Here is a 16126-nt window from a genome sequence, read left to right as displayed (position 1 = left end):
AACTTCCTTTTTTTATACAGAGCCGCGATCTGCCAACGTTGTCGGCACCACTTCCCGGATCAATGTTCTTTCGAGTACAAACTTGGCTGCTTCCGATCCGATACGTGCAAAACTTGTCGAAAAGGTGGTAATACCACCGCTGATAATCTCTTTGATAACATCATCATTATGCGATAAAATCCCCAGATCCTCACCCAAAGTCCAACCCTTTTGCAGCACCTCTTTTAACATCTGGTAGAGCTCCGGATTATGAATGGTAAAATACAGTTTCCCCTTTTTTAGATCGCCTACATGGTATTGCTTTTCGATATGCCCTTTTACCTTATACTCCTTCAAAAAGCGCAAGAACGCATCTTTGATTTCATTGGGTTCGGCTGTATTTTCCCTAAAATAGAAGATCACTTCTTTATACTTTTTGATCTTTGGATAAAGCTCCTGAAACACGGCATAGGTGGCTGCTTCAAATTCCTGAGAAACATAAGAATATTCCGCCCCTAAATCCATCAGCCGGTCGATAATCAATAGTTTTGACACAGGAATATTTCGCAATAAACGCTCAGAATCGGCATTTTCAATCGGAGCGACAATATATACCGTATAGCGTCCCTGAATACGATTGAAAATATCTTCAAAGGTTTCCATATTGTTGTGATGGAAAAAAAGATCGACCGTCACTTCCTCCGGAAGATTCGCCCGCAATTCGGATACCAAGGTATCCTGAAAAGTATCGTAAGCATACAGCAGGACCGCAACTTTCTGTTTCAACTGCGTATTGTTGCTCACCACAAAATATCCTTTTCTGTTTTTGGATTCCACGACTCCGTGGGCAATCAGATCGCGGTACGCCTTAGCGAAGGTTTCGCGTGCATACCCCAGGTATTGGATCAAGTTATTGACAGAAGGTAAACTGGCATGTACCTCCAGTTCATTGGCATCAATGGCATCCAACACGCCCTGCACAATACATTCATGTTTAGAGAGTGTATTCAATGCCTCCAGGCGTTTGATCCGATCGATCAATACTTTAAAATTTTCTTCTTTGCTTATCTTCATATGTTGTGATTAAAACAGGGCAATCTTAAATAATTTTGCACCTGCCTGCTCAAAGGCAATGGATTTATCAGCGACAAATTCCTGCGCTGTTTTTTCAAACAGTTCCACCGCCTTATAGGTTGTATTTGGCGCTAGGCCAATCTGTTTAAAATCTATGTTTATTGCTGCCGGGGCTGTATTGTAATTAAATATGGCCACATACAGCGTTGTTCCAATCTTTTTGTAATAATACGTATTTGCGGCTTTTCCTTCTACAAATCCTGCCGGACGGAAGCTTTTACCGTCGGCTATAATTTTTAGAATTTCGGGATCCTGCAGATATTGATTCATCTTTGGCTGCCAGTTTTCTTTTTTCGACAGGTCATCACCAAGGATAATGGTCCCCGTTACCACACCGGAAAGCAATCTTGCCTTATTGACCTCAGGGCTTTCATCATGAAAGACCAGGTGGTCGGCATCGATAAAATCGTAGAGATAAGTTTGCCACCAGCCGTAACTAACGCTGTTTAGCGTATATTGAGTTTGGTCGATCGTCTTCCAGGCATCGCAGGCTATTCTGCGCATGTGTGCAAATTGGGCTGTCGCCAAGGATGGCGAAATTGCGGCATAGATCAACATTTTACCCTGCAGCACGTCGACGAGATGTTTCATCCCCACAGCATAAGCCTGCATACCTGTCTGAATTTTCTTATCGTAAAAACCTGTGGATTCGATTGCCGCGTGAGAGAGGAAATCGACCTTGATCATTCGGAAGCCACAGTCGACCAATTTGCCCAGGATCACATCCATACGGGCCAACGTACCGGGATGTGTCGGGTCAAGAGCCCGACCACCATCTAAATTGTGGTAGCCTTTTTGGGTTTTGGTCCAAAGCTGGCCAAAGGTAAACTGGCTTCCCTCCGCCTTGCGGTCGGGTCCACTTCCATGCCCCCAGTCTGTAAAAGGGGCCCAATACACACCGGGCTTGAGGCCCAAAGAATCACAATAGCGAACAAATTGCTTCAGCTGCGTGTAGTCACCTGACATACCTCCGGGCGTCATATTATCCCAGAAAGAGTCAAGATCTATAAAAGCCTCGCCATCTGCATTCCGGAAATAAGGAATATCTTTTGCGAAATAGTCTGCTGTGCCTGTGGCATTCTGAAAATTAAGTTTTTCCTGTATCACACCCCAGCTGTTCCAGCCGACAGGTGTGGCTCCTTGCCACGATTTCACATAGGCCGGCGATAGCTTCCGGTGGATTTTAGCATAGTTTTCGAGCCCAATGCGCCAATCCTTGTCGTAAGACACGAGGTACTTTGGAGAGTGAATGACATCCCCCTTCACCGTCCCGTGCGCCATGGAATCGCGTGTGATAGTTACATCTGTAAATCCCGCCTGTGCTGCCAGGTGGCTATATTGGCCTTGATCTCCTTTGATTGCGATACCCGATTTCCAGACGGATTGATCCAATGAACCTATCAACAGACCTTTTCCGCTGTCCTTATCGTATACAACGCCGACCTCGGCGCTGCGCTTACTATTCATTGCAAGGACATTGTTTTCATACGAAATAAACGTATCGTTATCAAAAGGAACAGCCAGCTGGTACAAGGATTTTCCCAAGCCGGCAATTGAAGCATTTGACCAGATCGGCACAAGTTCATTACTGGCTATATTTTTACCCCTAACTTCCAGTTCAAGGATGACACCATCTATTGTGTCGTAGAAATAAAAATGCTGCAGCAATGTGATGCCCTGTTGGGTTTTAACAGAAATGGTATACTGTATACCTTTGCCCAAATTGTCCTGAATGAGCTTTTCTGTGACGCCGCGGGTTCCTTTCAGTTTATCTGTACTAACTTTCTGTCCATTAGCAAGTGCCAGATAGGCACTTGCTTGTTGGATATAGGCGACTTGATCTTTACATAGTGAATATGTTCCCTCTTGTTTGTTATAGGTCAACGTTAGGCCATTTTTCTTGACCTGAAAAGGCTGTGCGTATAACATGAAGGTACATAGCATAAAACTTAGCGCGAAAATAACTGTCTTCATTCTGCTTGATATTATTGTAAATTGATTTGAAAAGCGTTGATCTTCATGTAATGGTCAGGTTGAAAATTGACCAACATCCCCATATTGACAGTAACCTTTTCTTTGATTTCAAAATAAACACCATCTGATTTAACATCAGCATGGGCCATTGCCTGTTGAATCTGCTCAAGATCTGGAATTCCACTGTTTGCTTTGCTAACAACCAGTTTTGCTGGTGGTTGATCATAATTTGTCCAGGATAAGTTACAAAAAAAACGATACTTACCGGGCAATAAGGTTACTTTTTGCTCTATTTTACCATTTACGATAGCCGGAGCTCCCCAGCCTGCTTCAATGTTGACCACTCCGCCATCGTCCGATCCAAAACCACCGTAACCGTTATGGTTTTTCATGGCGGCGTTTGTCATCCAGTTGTCCAAAACTCCCCAGCGATTACCGTCATAGACCGTCGCTGTAAATGGTGTTTTATAATTCTGGAGGTACCAAGGTGTGATATTGTCTTTTTTCACAGCCAATTTGGTCGATTTGACCATAAAGGTATCGATGGCCGAACTATCGGGTCTGAACACGGTACGATAGGAAACTTCAGCACCAGGAAGATAGCGTTGAAGGCCAATCTTTTCATCCTGATTTTTAGTACGCACCACGGTATCTGTGGTACCACCATCCCAATTTCTATACGCGATACGCAGTCCATCAAAGCCCATGGTTTCCGATACATTTTGCAAACCCAATTGCAGTTGCTGTCCAGCAATAAAATTCTGTTCGAGTACCACACGTTGGTAAAGTCCTTCGCGATAACGATCGCCATATACGTTCCCCACCAGATAGGTCGGAACAGAAAAGCGTCCTGCGGCATCCACACTGCGAATTTCTAAATTCATAGGCCCTTCAGGCAGTTTGTCGATTAAATAACGTACGGTATCCACCTTACCCGTCAGTTTGACCGGTATTTTCATCGAATCCTGCTTACTGTTCCAATAGATCCGTAGCTCAGACACACCCGAGGAAGCTCTATAGACACCTTCTACTTGTATACGGTACTTTCCCGAACGAACTCTAATCGAGTCGAGCTTTGCCGGGTAGATAATTGCTTTCCCGTCTGTGTGCTCGGTAAACTCGTCCATTTTGGAACAAGCCGCCAACAGCGCCACGATAAACAGGGACAGCAATACGATATATCTTTTCATAACTTTGCTTTTTAAATTGATTAATAAACGCCCCATACCTGAATCTGGTTAATCTGCATAAAATAACTACCCCGCCAATTGCGCAGATTGCGAATGCGCAGGTATTTGTATTTCGGAGCATCTTCCGGTAGATCGAATGACCAGCCAGAGGTACCATACACTTCATCTGCATTGGTATTTGTTCCCGACGGTGTTCCTGATGGTTTACGTACCGTGCAGGTAGCCAGTTTGGCCCAGGACTCCCAAGAGCCATCCAAATTCGGCGTATTACTTCCCCAGATCTCAAAATCACGTAAATTGCCCTTATCGTAGAAGCCGTTTTCCCGTCTTGGAAAGATCACCACGCGGCTTAGTTTTGCTTCTCTACCGATCGAGAAAGTGACCGATTGCGGTACCCCTGCATTCTCTACCGTATAAAAGCTTGGCCATTTGCCCGTATTGAGATTGCCATCCCATAGATTATCCATAGAACCGTAGAGGATTTGCGCATCTCCAGGCAAGCGCAATGGCGTAAACAATTGCCGGTTAAACAGATTTTCCTCCAATGGCGTAATCGAAGTGTACAGCGTATCGGATTTATTTAACCAGCGATCACGGACATAAAATGCGAACTTCATTTCTTTGGATTTCAATCCACGGACATTATATAGGATGATGGAATCCTGTCCATAGTAATTGTCCAAGGGCAGGTACTCCCCATTGTTGAGCGAGTCTACCATCGGTACGATTACCACATTTCCTTTTTCCTTATTGGTCGAGGTAATGCGGATACCGCCAAAGGCAGCCGTTACTTTCATCTCCCCAAACACCAGATTAAAGATTGGCGTCTTCGGTTCAACAATCACGTCTACGGGATCCGACACAACCTCAGCCTTGCTTACCGCGTATAATTTAACGGTTTGCGGCTTGGTATCGGGGAATCCATCAATTAAGATCTCATTGGTGTACGTCGATGATTTGACAACACGGGTGGCGCCACTCGCCATCACGTATTCGGCTTTGACATAAAGTATGTTGTCATTCTCCGGAAGGCTATAATGTATGGTTGCCTGTCCATAACCATTCACGACGGAGGGATGCTGTACCAGTCCCGGTTTGGTCTGGTCGTCCTCCATTAAGGTCCAGCCTTTTTCCTCTTTACAGCCGAGCAGCAGAAACAGCAAACCAGCCATGACATAGATACTATTGCGATATATTCGTTTTTTCATGATTTTCTTCAATTTAATACGCTAATTACCAGCCTGGATTTTGTACCAAATTCGGGTTGACCAACAGATCGCTTTCTTTAATCGGCCAAAAATAGTCCCTTGGTGCCACGAATCGCTGTTGATAGAAGGTCTGTTCCTGATAGAAAAGCTCTGGATGGTCCTTATCCTGATTGCGATCCCAGCCCGTGATATTTTTGTTGAGTTCCTGCGCGGCAAGCTTCCAGCGTCTCAAATCCCAAAAGCGGGAACCTTCAAAGCTCATCTCAATATTACGTTCACGTTGTATGATAGCACGGAGTCCTTCTTTTGTCGTTGGTTTGGCGCTATTAAAAGCATACTTTGCCCAGGATTCTTTCACCCCTTCCAGACCGGCGCGCTTGCGAATTTTATCGAGATAGAGGAATACATCTGCTGTCGGTCCTTCACTTTCGTTCAGCGCCTCGGCATACATCAGATACAGGTCGGCAAGCCGTAGCATAGGCCAAGGATATTCTTCGATATGCGAGCTGTTTCCATCCTTAAAGGCAAATTTCCAGTTGACCAGTTTCTTTGGGTAATAGGTTGTGATCGGCACGGAAACACCACTACCAAATAGACCTAAACGAAGCTGTGTTGTCCAGGTATTTTCGTCTGTCTGACTTGGGCTGTTTTCCATGTACCAAACTCCACCGTCAAAGCCCACATTGGCGTAGAAACGATTTTCACGGTCAAAATGTAAACGCGCTGTTCGGTAATTTTCGATATTGTTGAAGCGTTCGTCATGCGTTCCGGCACGCAATTGGTTTTTATTGCTAAAATCAAGGGTTTTGTCTTCATCCATTGGCACCCCGTTTTTCGTATAAAACTGTTCAATGATTTTGATTGTCGGGGCCAAGGTACCGTTGACGCTGTTGTTGCCTGCATTATTCGGATCGATATGCGCCATGGACGAGTACTGCAGCTGCCATGTCCGCGAATTCGAATTCCCCCAGATGATCTCGCGGTTCCATTTTTCCGTCACAGCGTTACGAATGCTCATCTGAATCATTGTGGTATTGGACAGTGGACGTACCGGTGTTGGAAATTCGTATAGATTCATACCCAGCTCCTCACAGGCAGCAATAGCTTCTTTTGCAGCCTGCGCTGCTTTACGCCATTTCTCGGCTTGGAAGCTCTGATTAAAAAATAAGGTGCCGTCTACATTTTTGAAGGTTGCATAATCCGTATTACCATTGAATAACGGGCTCGCTGCATATAATAGGACTTTCGCCTTGATGCCTAAGGCAATTGGTTTTGTGATATGCCCCAGATCAGTTACTGGCGACTGCACCGCACTTGGCAGCTTACTTGCGGCCTCATCCAGTACCTTCACGATATAATCCGCTACTTGGTCGATCGGCTGACGCTTTACCTGCGTCTCCTCAATTGGTGCTGTGACAGGAACGTTGACATCCATAATGGGAATAGGGCCATAGTGACGCATCAGCATAAAATGATAATAGGCTTTTAAGAACAATACCTCACCCTCCCAGGTGGTACGTTCGTCTTGCGTCATATCGCGTACCTTTTCGGGATTTTGAATATTTTCCAAAAAGATATTACAGTCGCGAATGGCATTGAACATCGACCGTTCGCGAACATTATTGATTATATGCCCATCCCAATAGTTGACATAAGGATCGGTGACACTTTGATTGCCACGGGCGATGTTCCAGTTTGTCCCGTTGATACTCCGCGTTGGGTAATCCAGCCAGAGCTCATCTCCTGCCATAAAAGCAGGATTTATAGTCGGTTCACCATCATTGGGCAAATAAGAATAACAGGTTGCCAGATATTTGATCGCTTCGCTACGCATGGTAAAGGCATTATCTATTGTGGGGGCATTGTCGGGTACGACATCCAAATAGTTGCAGGATTGAAAAAACAATAGACCTGATACCACCATCGATTTAAATACAGTTAACTTTTTCATGATACATTGTTTTTTATAATCCTACATTGATTCCGATATTATATACCGCCTGAACCGGGTAACCCAAACCATCACCACCCATTTCAGGATCCCACATTTTAAATTTGCTCCATACAGCAAGATTCAGGGCATTGGTATAAATGCGGATATTGGACATCTTCCAGCGATCGAGGATCTTCTTTGGTACTGTATAGCCCAATTCAACAGATTTTAGGCGAAGGAATGCACCATTGCGCATCCACCAGGTCGAGAATTGATTATTGTTATTATTGAATCCATCGGTCAATCGTGGCCAAAATGCACGGATATCCTGATTATCTTCCGACCAGTGACTATCGGCCACCTGTTTTAACAGCCCATTTTGATAGGGGCCATTGATGGCGAAAGGCGTAATATTTCCGGGATTGATAAAAAACGATGAACGTGCAGAGCCCTGTAGGAAAGCACTGACATCAAATCCTTTGAAACCGACGGTGAATCCCATACCGTAGATAATTTCAGGATCCGTTGGAAAACCGATGGGCACTTTATCCAGATCAGTTATTTTGCCATCACCGTTAATGTCACGGTATTTGATATCACCGCCCATTGTTTTCAATGCTCCACCAAAATTTTGCAATGGCGAATTATCGGCTTCAATATCATCGACAAATAAGCGTTCGGCGATCAAACCATATTGTTGTTTAATCGGATACCCTAAGTGTGTCAGGTAAGATAAATTTGCCGGATAGTTTGGCTCTTCGTTGGTCAGCAAGCGATTGGTCGCATAGGTCATATTACCGCGCAACTGCGTCCACCAGGTATTTGCAAAGGATTTGTTGTAATCCAAAGCCAGGTCAAATCCCTTGCTTTCCGCTTTGCCCATATTGGATTGAATATCGGCCTGAAAACCTGCAGTCGTCGGAATCGTTGAGCGTACCATTAAGATATCACTTCGCTTGGAGTTGTAGTAGTCAAAGACAACACCCAATCCATTTTTAAGATTCAGATCAAAACCTGCATCAAATGTTTTGGCACGCTCCCAGGTAATATTGGGATTGGCGTAACGCGATATGGAATAACCCGGTCGGTTATAATCCCAAAGATTTCCCCAGGAAAATCCTTTTCCATTATCATTTGGATTAACCTGCGATAAATAGAAAAAGCGGTCGCGGTCGTTACCGATCTGGTCATTACCCACCAAACCATAGGTTGCCCGTAGTTTTAAACGAGATACCACCGGTGTCATAAACTCAAACATCGGCTCTTCCTGGAGGTTCCAGCCTACCCCAAAAGAGGGGAAAAAGCCAAATCGTTTATCTTTAGAAAAGCGCTCGGAACCGTTGTAACCAAAGTTTGCTTCAAAAAGGTATTTATTTTTATATGCATACGTTGCGCGTCCAGACACACCAATGTTACGTGCTGGCAGAGAGGCCTGTAAATTGCCTCCATTTGCTGTCTGATAATTGCGCATGATACCGATGAGCATACCCGTGATGTCGTGATCCTTTCCGATGGTTCGGTTATAATTGACCGCAAATTCGCCATAGGTCGTTGTATTCTGTATCCTATCGCCTTGACTGTAGTCCAGGTATTCCGTTCCCTGGTTTTCATTCAGCAAACTCAATACGGTATTGTTTGTACCCGGTATTTTCAGCAGATTATAGTAGAAGGGCTCAAAGCTTCTGCGTACTGAAAAATACGAGTACCGTTGTGTATAAGCCATCAAACGGGCCGACAAGCCTTTTGTGATAAAATCAAAGTTCTGTTTCAGCTCCAATTGTACATTGACTGTTGAACTATTGTATTCCTGAAAACCGTTGACCATCTTGGCATAAGGGTTATTGTACAAAGTCTTTGTCGTCGGTATAAAGCTATTTCCGAAGAGCGGATGAGTTGTAAACGGTGCGTAAGAAGCTGGATAGACTGCCGGGAACATCACCGGATTAGACCAGATGGCCTCTTTGAATACCCGTTGCCCCCCATTGATCAAATTACCCCAATCATCATAACCACCGATGGGTCCCTTATAATCGTCAAACTGAGCCGAAGTACGGATAATTCCTATGGTTGTCGGGGTTACATTTAAAGTGATATTGGAACGTATCGAATAATTTTTGAGGTTAATGTTATTGTCAAAATTATTGCCGCTTTCCGATTTCAAAATTCCCCTGTCATTGTTGAAAGTACCCGCGACGTAGTATTGCGCCAGATTTCCCCCGCCAGTTACGTTGAAATTGAAACGCTGGTTGTTTGTATAATCTTTAATCAATTGATCGATCCAGTTATTATTTGGATAAAGTAGCGGATCGTCGCCCCTTGCGGTATGATCGATTTTATTTTGGTCATAAGGCAAAGCCCCTTTGGGATTGCGCGTCAATACCGCTTCATTTGCCAGGTTCATGTAGGTAATGTTATCGGCAAATTGGAAATTTCGGGTATTGGTAGAAATGGAGTTTTCGAAACGCGCATTAAATTTTGCTTTTCCCACGATACCACTTTTGGTATTCACCAGAACCACACCATTTGCACCTCTGGCGCCATACAATGCAGAGGCGGCCGCATCTTTCAGTACCGAAAAACCAGCAATATCATCGGGCTGTAGCCGCGCTAAAGCTGTTGTATTCGATTCCATCCCATCGATGAGAATCAAAGGGTCTTTCTTTCCGGCACCAAAGGTCCCGACACCACGAATAAAGAACGAGGCATTATCATTTCCGGGTTCACCACTGCGCTGATACGCAATTAAACCCGCTACCCGACCTGCCAGCATGGTGGTCAGATTGGAGGTAGGGCCTTTAATTTCTTTTGGATTGATCGAGGTGATCGAAGCGACCATACTCGTTTTCTTCTGTGTGCCATAAGCGACGACAGTTACTTCATCCAGGTTTGAACTTGATGAAGACAGAAAGATGGTCATCCGGTTGGTACTGGTGACCTGAACAGTTTTTCGGTCGAATCCGACCGAAGTCAGGACAAGCTGATCATTGAGGTGTACATCTTTGATCAGGAACTGCCCCTGTGCATCCGTTGATACAGCAGCGCTTTTTCCCACAAAAGCGATTGTAACATTGGAAATGGGTAAATGTCCGACACTATCTAATACAACTCCTCTTAATTCAAATGATTTGGACTGTGCGTTTACAAGGCCCGTTAGCAGAAGAAAAAGGAAGACAAGACTACATCGCTGCCATTTACAGATTCGGTAATACATGTGGTAGATCATAAATTGGTCTTCTTATAGATTGGTTATTAGTTTATAGTATAGCGGCTAGTAATCTATACTATTCTATACTACTTTACAATAGTAAAAACATTTTCTGACATGGGCAAATATTTTTTTCAATAATAGGTTCAGGCTGTGTGTCATAACTAGGCTAGCGAGCCACTATTTACCACGAGGAAATAAGGAAAAAATAAAGCGGGATGTACAATCATGGCTGATCATACATCCCGCTTAGTAAATAATTTAAAAAATTTTGATCACAAAAAAAGGTAGGCCTAGCCTACCCTTTTGTCAATGAGTGATGATATTTTAACGTATGATTGAGTGAATGTGCGGTCTGCCGGGCATCGTCCTGATAGGACGATAAATCTTGGCAGGCCCTGATATCTGCTACATCCACCTTGTTTCTTACTTTGCTGATGACCTGATTTAATTCCGATTTCCAGTTGCCCGGATCGCCAAAATCGTCCACCCAATTTTTGTTAATAAACCTTTTATAGTTCAAAAGCAAAATATACAATTCCTCACCACTACCGGCGCGATTGATTGACGTGCGCCAGTTCTCTAATTTTTCTTTAAAACTCATAACCAGCAATATACAAAAAAAATATTACTTTTTCAAATTAAGGAGCTTATACAGCCTTTCATTGACCTGGATATGACATGACTCGTATTTTTTTGACCGGTAGCCCTTGCATTTCACGGATGGGGCCTCAATTCCCTGTCAAGCAATATTCAGAAAAACTATTATATTTATTCATTGCGATTTTAACGCTTAGGCGTTTCCTATTGGTTTGAAGACACTATTATGCGTTATTTTGATTTTGACGACAGCAAATACGGCTTTCCCTTAGCGATGGATGCCCATCGGTTCGAGGATAATACCGATCTGATTTTTGAGGCCGGTCCGCACACCATCAACTTTTTTGAGATCATGTTTTTTGAAAAGGGAAACGGAGTGGCATACACCAATGAAAAGCGTATCGAATTATGCCCAGGCACCATCTTATTTGCTTCGCCCAATCAGATTAAGCAATGTGACTTTGATAAAAACGGTGTCAAAGGATTTCATTTAATCTTTAAGCCCGAGTTTTTGGAATCTTTCTTTCAGGATAAAACACTGGTTTACAAACTTCCCTATTTTTACAATTATTCGTTTGCACCTTATATTGTCGCTATGGACGGTGATTTTGGGTTGTTCAAATCTATGCTCTCCGAAATTGTTTTTGAAGTCGGTGCGTTCCGATCCGACAGCCTCAATATGATCCGCGCATTGCTTGCCAGTATTTTACTTCGACTGGACCGGCTATTTCGTGCATTTCATCATATAGCCAGCGAAAGCGCGAACAACAATTTGCTCACTCGATTTAAAATGCTCATGGAAGAGCATGTCAATTCTAACCTGAACTGCAACCAATATGCTAGTTTACTAAAAATACACCGCAATGAGCTGAATCGCAAAATCAAAGCCTACACCGGACATAGTCCAATTACCCTCCTCCAACACCGAAAAATACAAGAAATCAAACAGCGGCTTCTATTGGACGAACAGTCTATCGCCCAAATTGCCTTTGAACTTCATTTCAGCGATCCTAATAATCTTTCCAGATTTTTCAAAAAACTGACGGGTTTATCTCCTTCCGCATACAAGCAGAAAATGCAAAATGATAGTTTTTCATAAACTTGTGATATTTATTCAATGACGCAGCAGGCTACCTTTGCATAGATCGTCATTCCAATCGTGAGGTGAGGATCTCCGTTTTAAGATTCATCAGCTGGATACCTGTATGTTATCGAGCTACACAATGGAAAAATATGCTGAAACTACTGCTACTCTCTTGTTCACTGTATGGGCTATTTACTACTCCACCTTACCGTATTACCGGCCGGTTGGTTGACCATCAGTATAACCCCGTTGGGTATTTTATTATTGAAACCTATGCGTCCAATAAGGAAAGGGAACCCTTGGCTTTATTAGGTCGGGATACCGTTAGAAATAGCAATGGCGAATTTAAAATACAGGTGATAAAAAAGGGCAGCTATCTCCTGCGAATAGCCGTTCCCGATTACACCGATTATTCCCTGTTTACCACGATCCAGGATTCCAGTTACTCCTTTCCCGAAATACACTTACAGCCGACCAAATAAGTGCCATCTATGCAACCTTGTGTTCAGCCTTTCGCTGTTAGGCAGGTTAACTTACCAATCGCCCCTGTTTTTGCGATCGCATTAGCCTTCTCTAGGGTGATTGGTCGTAATCGCGTAAGGTATGCTAGGGGCTTACTAGCCCCCTTGCTTGCTTATTCTTTGCCTATTCTTTGCCGATTGGTTGCTATTTAATTACCATTTTAGCAGAGAAACAGCGAAGAAACACCAAAGAAACGGCAAACGAATAGCAAACCATTCTCGAAGCAGATACGAAGAAGACCCGAAGAATAAGCAAAGAAACGGTAAACAAACAGCAGAGAAACAGCAAAGAATCAGCAAACCGATCTCCGAACAAGTGCAAGGTAACAGTTCAAAAAAATTTAATTAATGACTAAACTTTACTGGTATTACCGGGTCTCATTAACAAGAGTACAACAAGATTATTTGCTTTTTGCTTTCAAATTTAACCCGATGCCCTATATGATGACAAAAGTCCCATTTAAAACCATGCTCGTTCTTCTTTTGCTGACTACTGCCACACAGGCTATTTGTGCAAATATTGCGCAATATAACCGTACTGCCCTTTTCCTTCAGGACCATCTGGGCGATGGTTACAGCAAAATCGGATCACGCGTTTATTATCGCGGTAAAGAAATTCCGAACGCCAATGCCGGTTCATTTCAATTTTTAGGTTCGGGTTATGCAAAAGATACCTGGAAGGTTTATTTTCGAGGAGCAATAATAACTGATGCAAGCCCGTCTACTTTTCAGTTCCTGGGAGACGGTTATGCCAGCGATGCCTGGAAGGTTTATTTTTATGGCAAGCCATTGTCAAATGCAACAGCGTCTTCCTTCAAGATATTGGGAAATGGTTACAGCAAAGACCCCTGGAAAGCTTATTATTTAGGCAAAGAAATTAATGGGGCCAATGCTTCAAGCTTTGAAAATCTCGGCCGGGGTTATGCAAAAGATAATTGGTCGAGCTATTATAGGGGTGAAAAGAATGATAAATTTGCAGGTCCTAACACACAGCCCCTTGGCGGTCAATACACCAAGGACAATTGGTCTGTTTTTTACAAAAATCAGAAAGTGGAAGAGGCTTCAGCTTCAACCTTTGAATACCTTGATGATGGCTATGCCAAAGATGCCTGGAATCTTTTTTATCGCGGAGTCAAAGTCGAGGGTGGCAGCCCCAACTCGTTCAAATTAATCGGAAACGGCTATGCAGCAGATCCCTGGGTAGTTTATTATCAGGGGGTAAAAGTTAAGGGTGCCTCGCCATCTACATTTAAAGCGCTTGGAGGAGGTTATGCAAAAGACTCCTGGGCAGTTTTCTATCGCGGCCAGGAGTTAAAGGGAGCCGGTGCTAGCACGTTTGAGTACTTAGACAACGGTTATGCACAAGATGCATATACGAAGTTTTATCGCGGCGAAAAATTGGATTAATTCATTCTATAATAATGTTAATACCGACCATTTTGGCCTTGTATTTAATTTTTTCGATAAGGCCATAGTAGCTCCAGTTACGCAACAGGAATTCATTGAACAATAGCCAATCCACAGAAAGATAGTATAGCTTCAGCAAACGAAGATCAGAGGGTTACCAAGTTCGGCATTTTTACAGTGCTTATTCAGTGCTCGTTCAGTGATTGTTCAGTGCTTGCTCAGTGATGACTGAACAAACACTGAATGAGTACTGTCTAAAAACTGATTGAAAATTGTTTTTAGGTATAATTTAGTAGCAGTATGTTTCCATTGATCCCAAAATTATATGCGGTAAATACACGTATTGTTTACCACAAAAAAAACGGGGAATAAACGATTTATTCCCCGCATAAAATAGTACTTAAGGTCATTTAAGGATTAATAACCAAACTATTTCCCAGGCCGGTCATAAATACAGGACCTATATTTTGGGCTTTCAGCAGATCGCGATGTTTTGTATCCAGTTTAGGCGCTCCAGCATCTGCTGCTGCCGCAAAAGGATAATTCCCTACAAAGGCACCCAATACCGGGCTGCTACTCGTTGGCTCATAGATGCCATCTGTTGTTAGCGTATACTGTGGATTAACTCGGGTAAATCCAGCAGGCAGTTGTTGACTTGTCGGTACATCAAAAACGATGTTTCCCTGATACACAAAATTGACCGGTTGATCGGTAAAGGTCAACATGGTAGATTGGGCAGATTGAGAAACCACGTTATTTGCGATATGCCCATCCGTTGGCGGCAATGTCCGGCTATTGCCACCTTTGCCTGAACCTATATCAAATGACTGCTTACACTTGATCATTGTATTGGCAACAACTTTCACGCGTTTTACCTGAAAGTAACCGCTTAAAGGTGAATTTGGTACACCGTCCATAATGGCCAACGCAGCCTTTTGCCCCGTGCCGGCCATATTCTGGAAGTAATTGTTGTAGACAAGATGATCTTCACCTATGATACGAATACCGCCAGCGGCGCTATTGCCATTACCAACAAAATAGTTGCCATAAACGGCAGATCCATTGCCATGCCGCAGACATAGGGTTCCTTGGCTTTCATAGAAATAGTTGTTGCGGATCGTATCGGCCCCCATCTTATTGGATATAATTTCCGTTTCGCCGTTACAGCGCTGAAAAATATTATCTTCAATGGTTGTCAGTGCATTTGTCATCGACCAGTCGCTGGTTCCGACACGGATGGTTTCCCCACCATTGTCCGGTACCGCAGCACGCTCACCAAAGAAGTTGTGATCAATTCGGTGTTTCATTGGTTTACTGGTTCCCCATACGACCATGGTGGGTCCCTGATGGGTCTTTCCTTTTAAATAGCAGTGGTCAATGCGATGATAGGAACCATTGATGGAAACCCAACGGTAGTCGGTCGTTGCTGCCGGTGGATTATAGTCCACAATTGACGTATTGGTAAGGCGGCAGTTTGAAGAGGAAGAGGTGAAATCCACCACATTTTTGCCTGTCGTATACCCTTCCTGAAATACAAGTCCATCCACAACTAACCATTGTCCCGTGATACTAACGGAAGAAGTACCTTTCATGATAACTGCCCCCCGCTGCTCTGCCATCAATACAATAGGCTGCTGTTTTGTTCCCTGAGCACTGAAGGTTAGGTCCTGATTGGTCCATTGGCCAGACTTCATGATGACCGTGTCTCCGGGCTGTAAGCTCAGTGCCTGAAGATCCGCTGCCGACTGAATGGTGTGGCATTGCACACAGGCAATACTGTTTAAAGTGAGTTTTTCGGCTGGCGATTTCTCACAGCTAGTTCCTACCGCCAATAGCAGCAGAAGTGAAGCAATAACTGAATTCTTTTTGATCATATTTAAATTTGTTTAAA

At 43.6% G+C, this 16126-nt stretch carries 11 protein-coding genes; 3 read left to right on the top strand and 8 right to left on the bottom strand.

The window, feature by feature from the left end; translation table 11 throughout:
- Positions 1-12 precede the first annotated feature (12 nt).
- The 7 genes from A9970_RS21265 to A9970_RS21235 all read right to left on the bottom strand — a co-directional run bounded on the left by A9970_RS21265 (position 13) and on the right by A9970_RS21235 (position 11227).
- Positions 13-1053, bottom strand: a complete 1041-nt coding sequence (locus tag A9970_RS21265) for a GntR family transcriptional regulator (RefSeq protein WP_182983604.1) — start codon at positions 1051-1053, stop codon at positions 13-15.
- Positions 1054-1062: 9 nt separating this feature from the next.
- A complete protein-coding gene (locus tag A9970_RS21260) occupies positions 1063-3087 on the bottom strand; it encodes an alpha-galactosidase (protein WP_182983603.1) in 2025 nt (674 codons plus the stop codon).
- Positions 3088-3098: 11 nt separating this feature from the next.
- Positions 3099-4277 (bottom strand): DUF4998 domain-containing protein, encoded by a 1179-nt coding sequence (locus A9970_RS21255; protein ID WP_182983602.1) that lies wholly within the window; start codon positions 4275-4277, stop codon positions 3099-3101.
- A 20-nt stretch (positions 4278-4297) separates the two neighbouring features.
- Complete coding sequence (locus tag A9970_RS21250; RefSeq protein ID WP_182983601.1) at positions 4298-5485, bottom strand: DUF5000 domain-containing lipoprotein; 1188 nt, start codon at positions 5483-5485, stop codon at positions 4298-4300.
- 25 nt (positions 5486-5510) lie between these two features.
- Positions 5511-7436 carry a RagB/SusD family nutrient uptake outer membrane protein gene (locus A9970_RS21245; RefSeq protein ID WP_182983600.1) on the bottom strand — a complete coding sequence of 642 codons (1926 nt, stop codon included), beginning with the start codon at positions 7434-7436 and terminating at the stop codon, positions 5511-5513.
- A 13-nt stretch (positions 7437-7449) separates the two neighbouring features.
- Positions 7450-10641: a TonB-dependent receptor gene (locus A9970_RS21240; RefSeq protein ID WP_259655451.1), complete on the bottom strand. Its 3192-nt coding sequence runs from the start codon at positions 10639-10641 to the stop codon at positions 7450-7452.
- Positions 10642-10921: 280 nt separating this feature from the next.
- On the bottom strand, positions 10922-11227 hold the full coding sequence (locus tag A9970_RS21235) for a hypothetical protein (protein WP_075993880.1): 306 nt from the start codon (positions 11225-11227) through the stop codon (positions 10922-10924).
- A 222-nt stretch (positions 11228-11449) separates the two neighbouring features.
- Here A9970_RS21235 and A9970_RS21230 point away from each other — a divergent pair, with 222 nt between their 5' ends.
- The 3 genes from A9970_RS21230 to A9970_RS21220 all read left to right on the top strand — a co-directional run bounded on the left by A9970_RS21230 (position 11450) and on the right by A9970_RS21220 (position 14235).
- Entirely contained in the window at positions 11450-12322 is an 873-nt protein-coding gene (locus A9970_RS21230) for an AraC family transcriptional regulator (RefSeq protein ID WP_182983599.1), read from the top strand.
- A 134-nt stretch (positions 12323-12456) separates the two neighbouring features.
- Positions 12457-12789 (top strand): hypothetical protein, encoded by a 333-nt coding sequence (locus tag A9970_RS21225; RefSeq protein ID WP_153845189.1) that lies wholly within the window; start codon positions 12457-12459, stop codon positions 12787-12789.
- A gap of 387 nt (positions 12790-13176) precedes the next feature.
- Positions 13177-14235, top strand: coding sequence for a DKNYY domain-containing protein (locus tag A9970_RS21220; RefSeq protein WP_182983598.1), 1059 nt, complete (start codon positions 13177-13179; stop codon positions 14233-14235).
- A 410-nt stretch (positions 14236-14645) separates the two neighbouring features.
- Here the strand turns inward: A9970_RS21220 and A9970_RS21215 are convergent, their stop codons facing one another.
- Positions 14646-16109 (bottom strand): polysaccharide lyase 6 family protein, encoded by a 1464-nt coding sequence (locus tag A9970_RS21215; protein ID WP_182983597.1) that lies wholly within the window; start codon positions 16107-16109, stop codon positions 14646-14648.
- Positions 16110-16126 lie beyond the last annotated feature (17 nt).

The organism is Sphingobacterium sp. UME9 (assembly GCF_014170215.1).
Lineage (GTDB): Bacteria > Bacteroidota > Bacteroidia > Sphingobacteriales > Sphingobacteriaceae > Sphingobacterium > Sphingobacterium paramultivorum.
This window is presented reverse-complemented; position numbering and strand designations above follow the sequence as displayed.

Excerpts from the sequence above, each read along its gene's own strand:
- A9970_RS21265 (WP_182983604.1), bottom strand. The coding sequence starts at position 1,053 with ATGAAGATAAGCAAAGAAGAAAATTTTAAAGTATTGATCGATCGGATC.
- A9970_RS21260 (WP_182983603.1), bottom strand. The coding sequence starts at position 3,087 with ATGAAGACAGTTATTTTCGCGCTAAGTTTTATGCTATGTACCTTCATG.
- A9970_RS21255 (WP_182983602.1), bottom strand. The coding sequence starts at position 4,277 with ATGAAAAGATATATCGTATTGCTGTCCCTGTTTATCGTGGCGCTGTTG.
- A9970_RS21250 (WP_182983601.1), bottom strand. The coding sequence starts at position 5,485 with ATGAAAAAACGAATATATCGCAATAGTATCTATGTCATGGCTGGTTTG.
- A9970_RS21245 (WP_182983600.1), bottom strand. The coding sequence starts at position 7,436 with ATGAAAAAGTTAACTGTATTTAAATCGATGGTGGTATCAGGTCTATTG.
- A9970_RS21240 (WP_259655451.1), bottom strand. The coding sequence starts at position 10,641 with ATGATCTACCACATGTATTACCGAATCTGTAAATGGCAGCGATGTAGT.
- A9970_RS21235 (WP_075993880.1), bottom strand. The coding sequence starts at position 11,227 with ATGAGTTTTAAAGAAAAATTAGAGAACTGGCGCACGTCAATCAATCGC.
- A9970_RS21230 (WP_182983599.1), top strand. The coding sequence starts at position 11,450 with ATGCGTTATTTTGATTTTGACGACAGCAAATACGGCTTTCCCTTAGCG.
- A9970_RS21225 (WP_153845189.1), top strand. The coding sequence starts at position 12,457 with ATGCTGAAACTACTGCTACTCTCTTGTTCACTGTATGGGCTATTTACT.
- A9970_RS21220 (WP_182983598.1), top strand. The coding sequence starts at position 13,177 with ATGACTAAACTTTACTGGTATTACCGGGTCTCATTAACAAGAGTACAA.
- A9970_RS21215 (WP_182983597.1), bottom strand. The coding sequence starts at position 16,109 with ATGATCAAAAAGAATTCAGTTATTGCTTCACTTCTGCTGCTATTGGCG.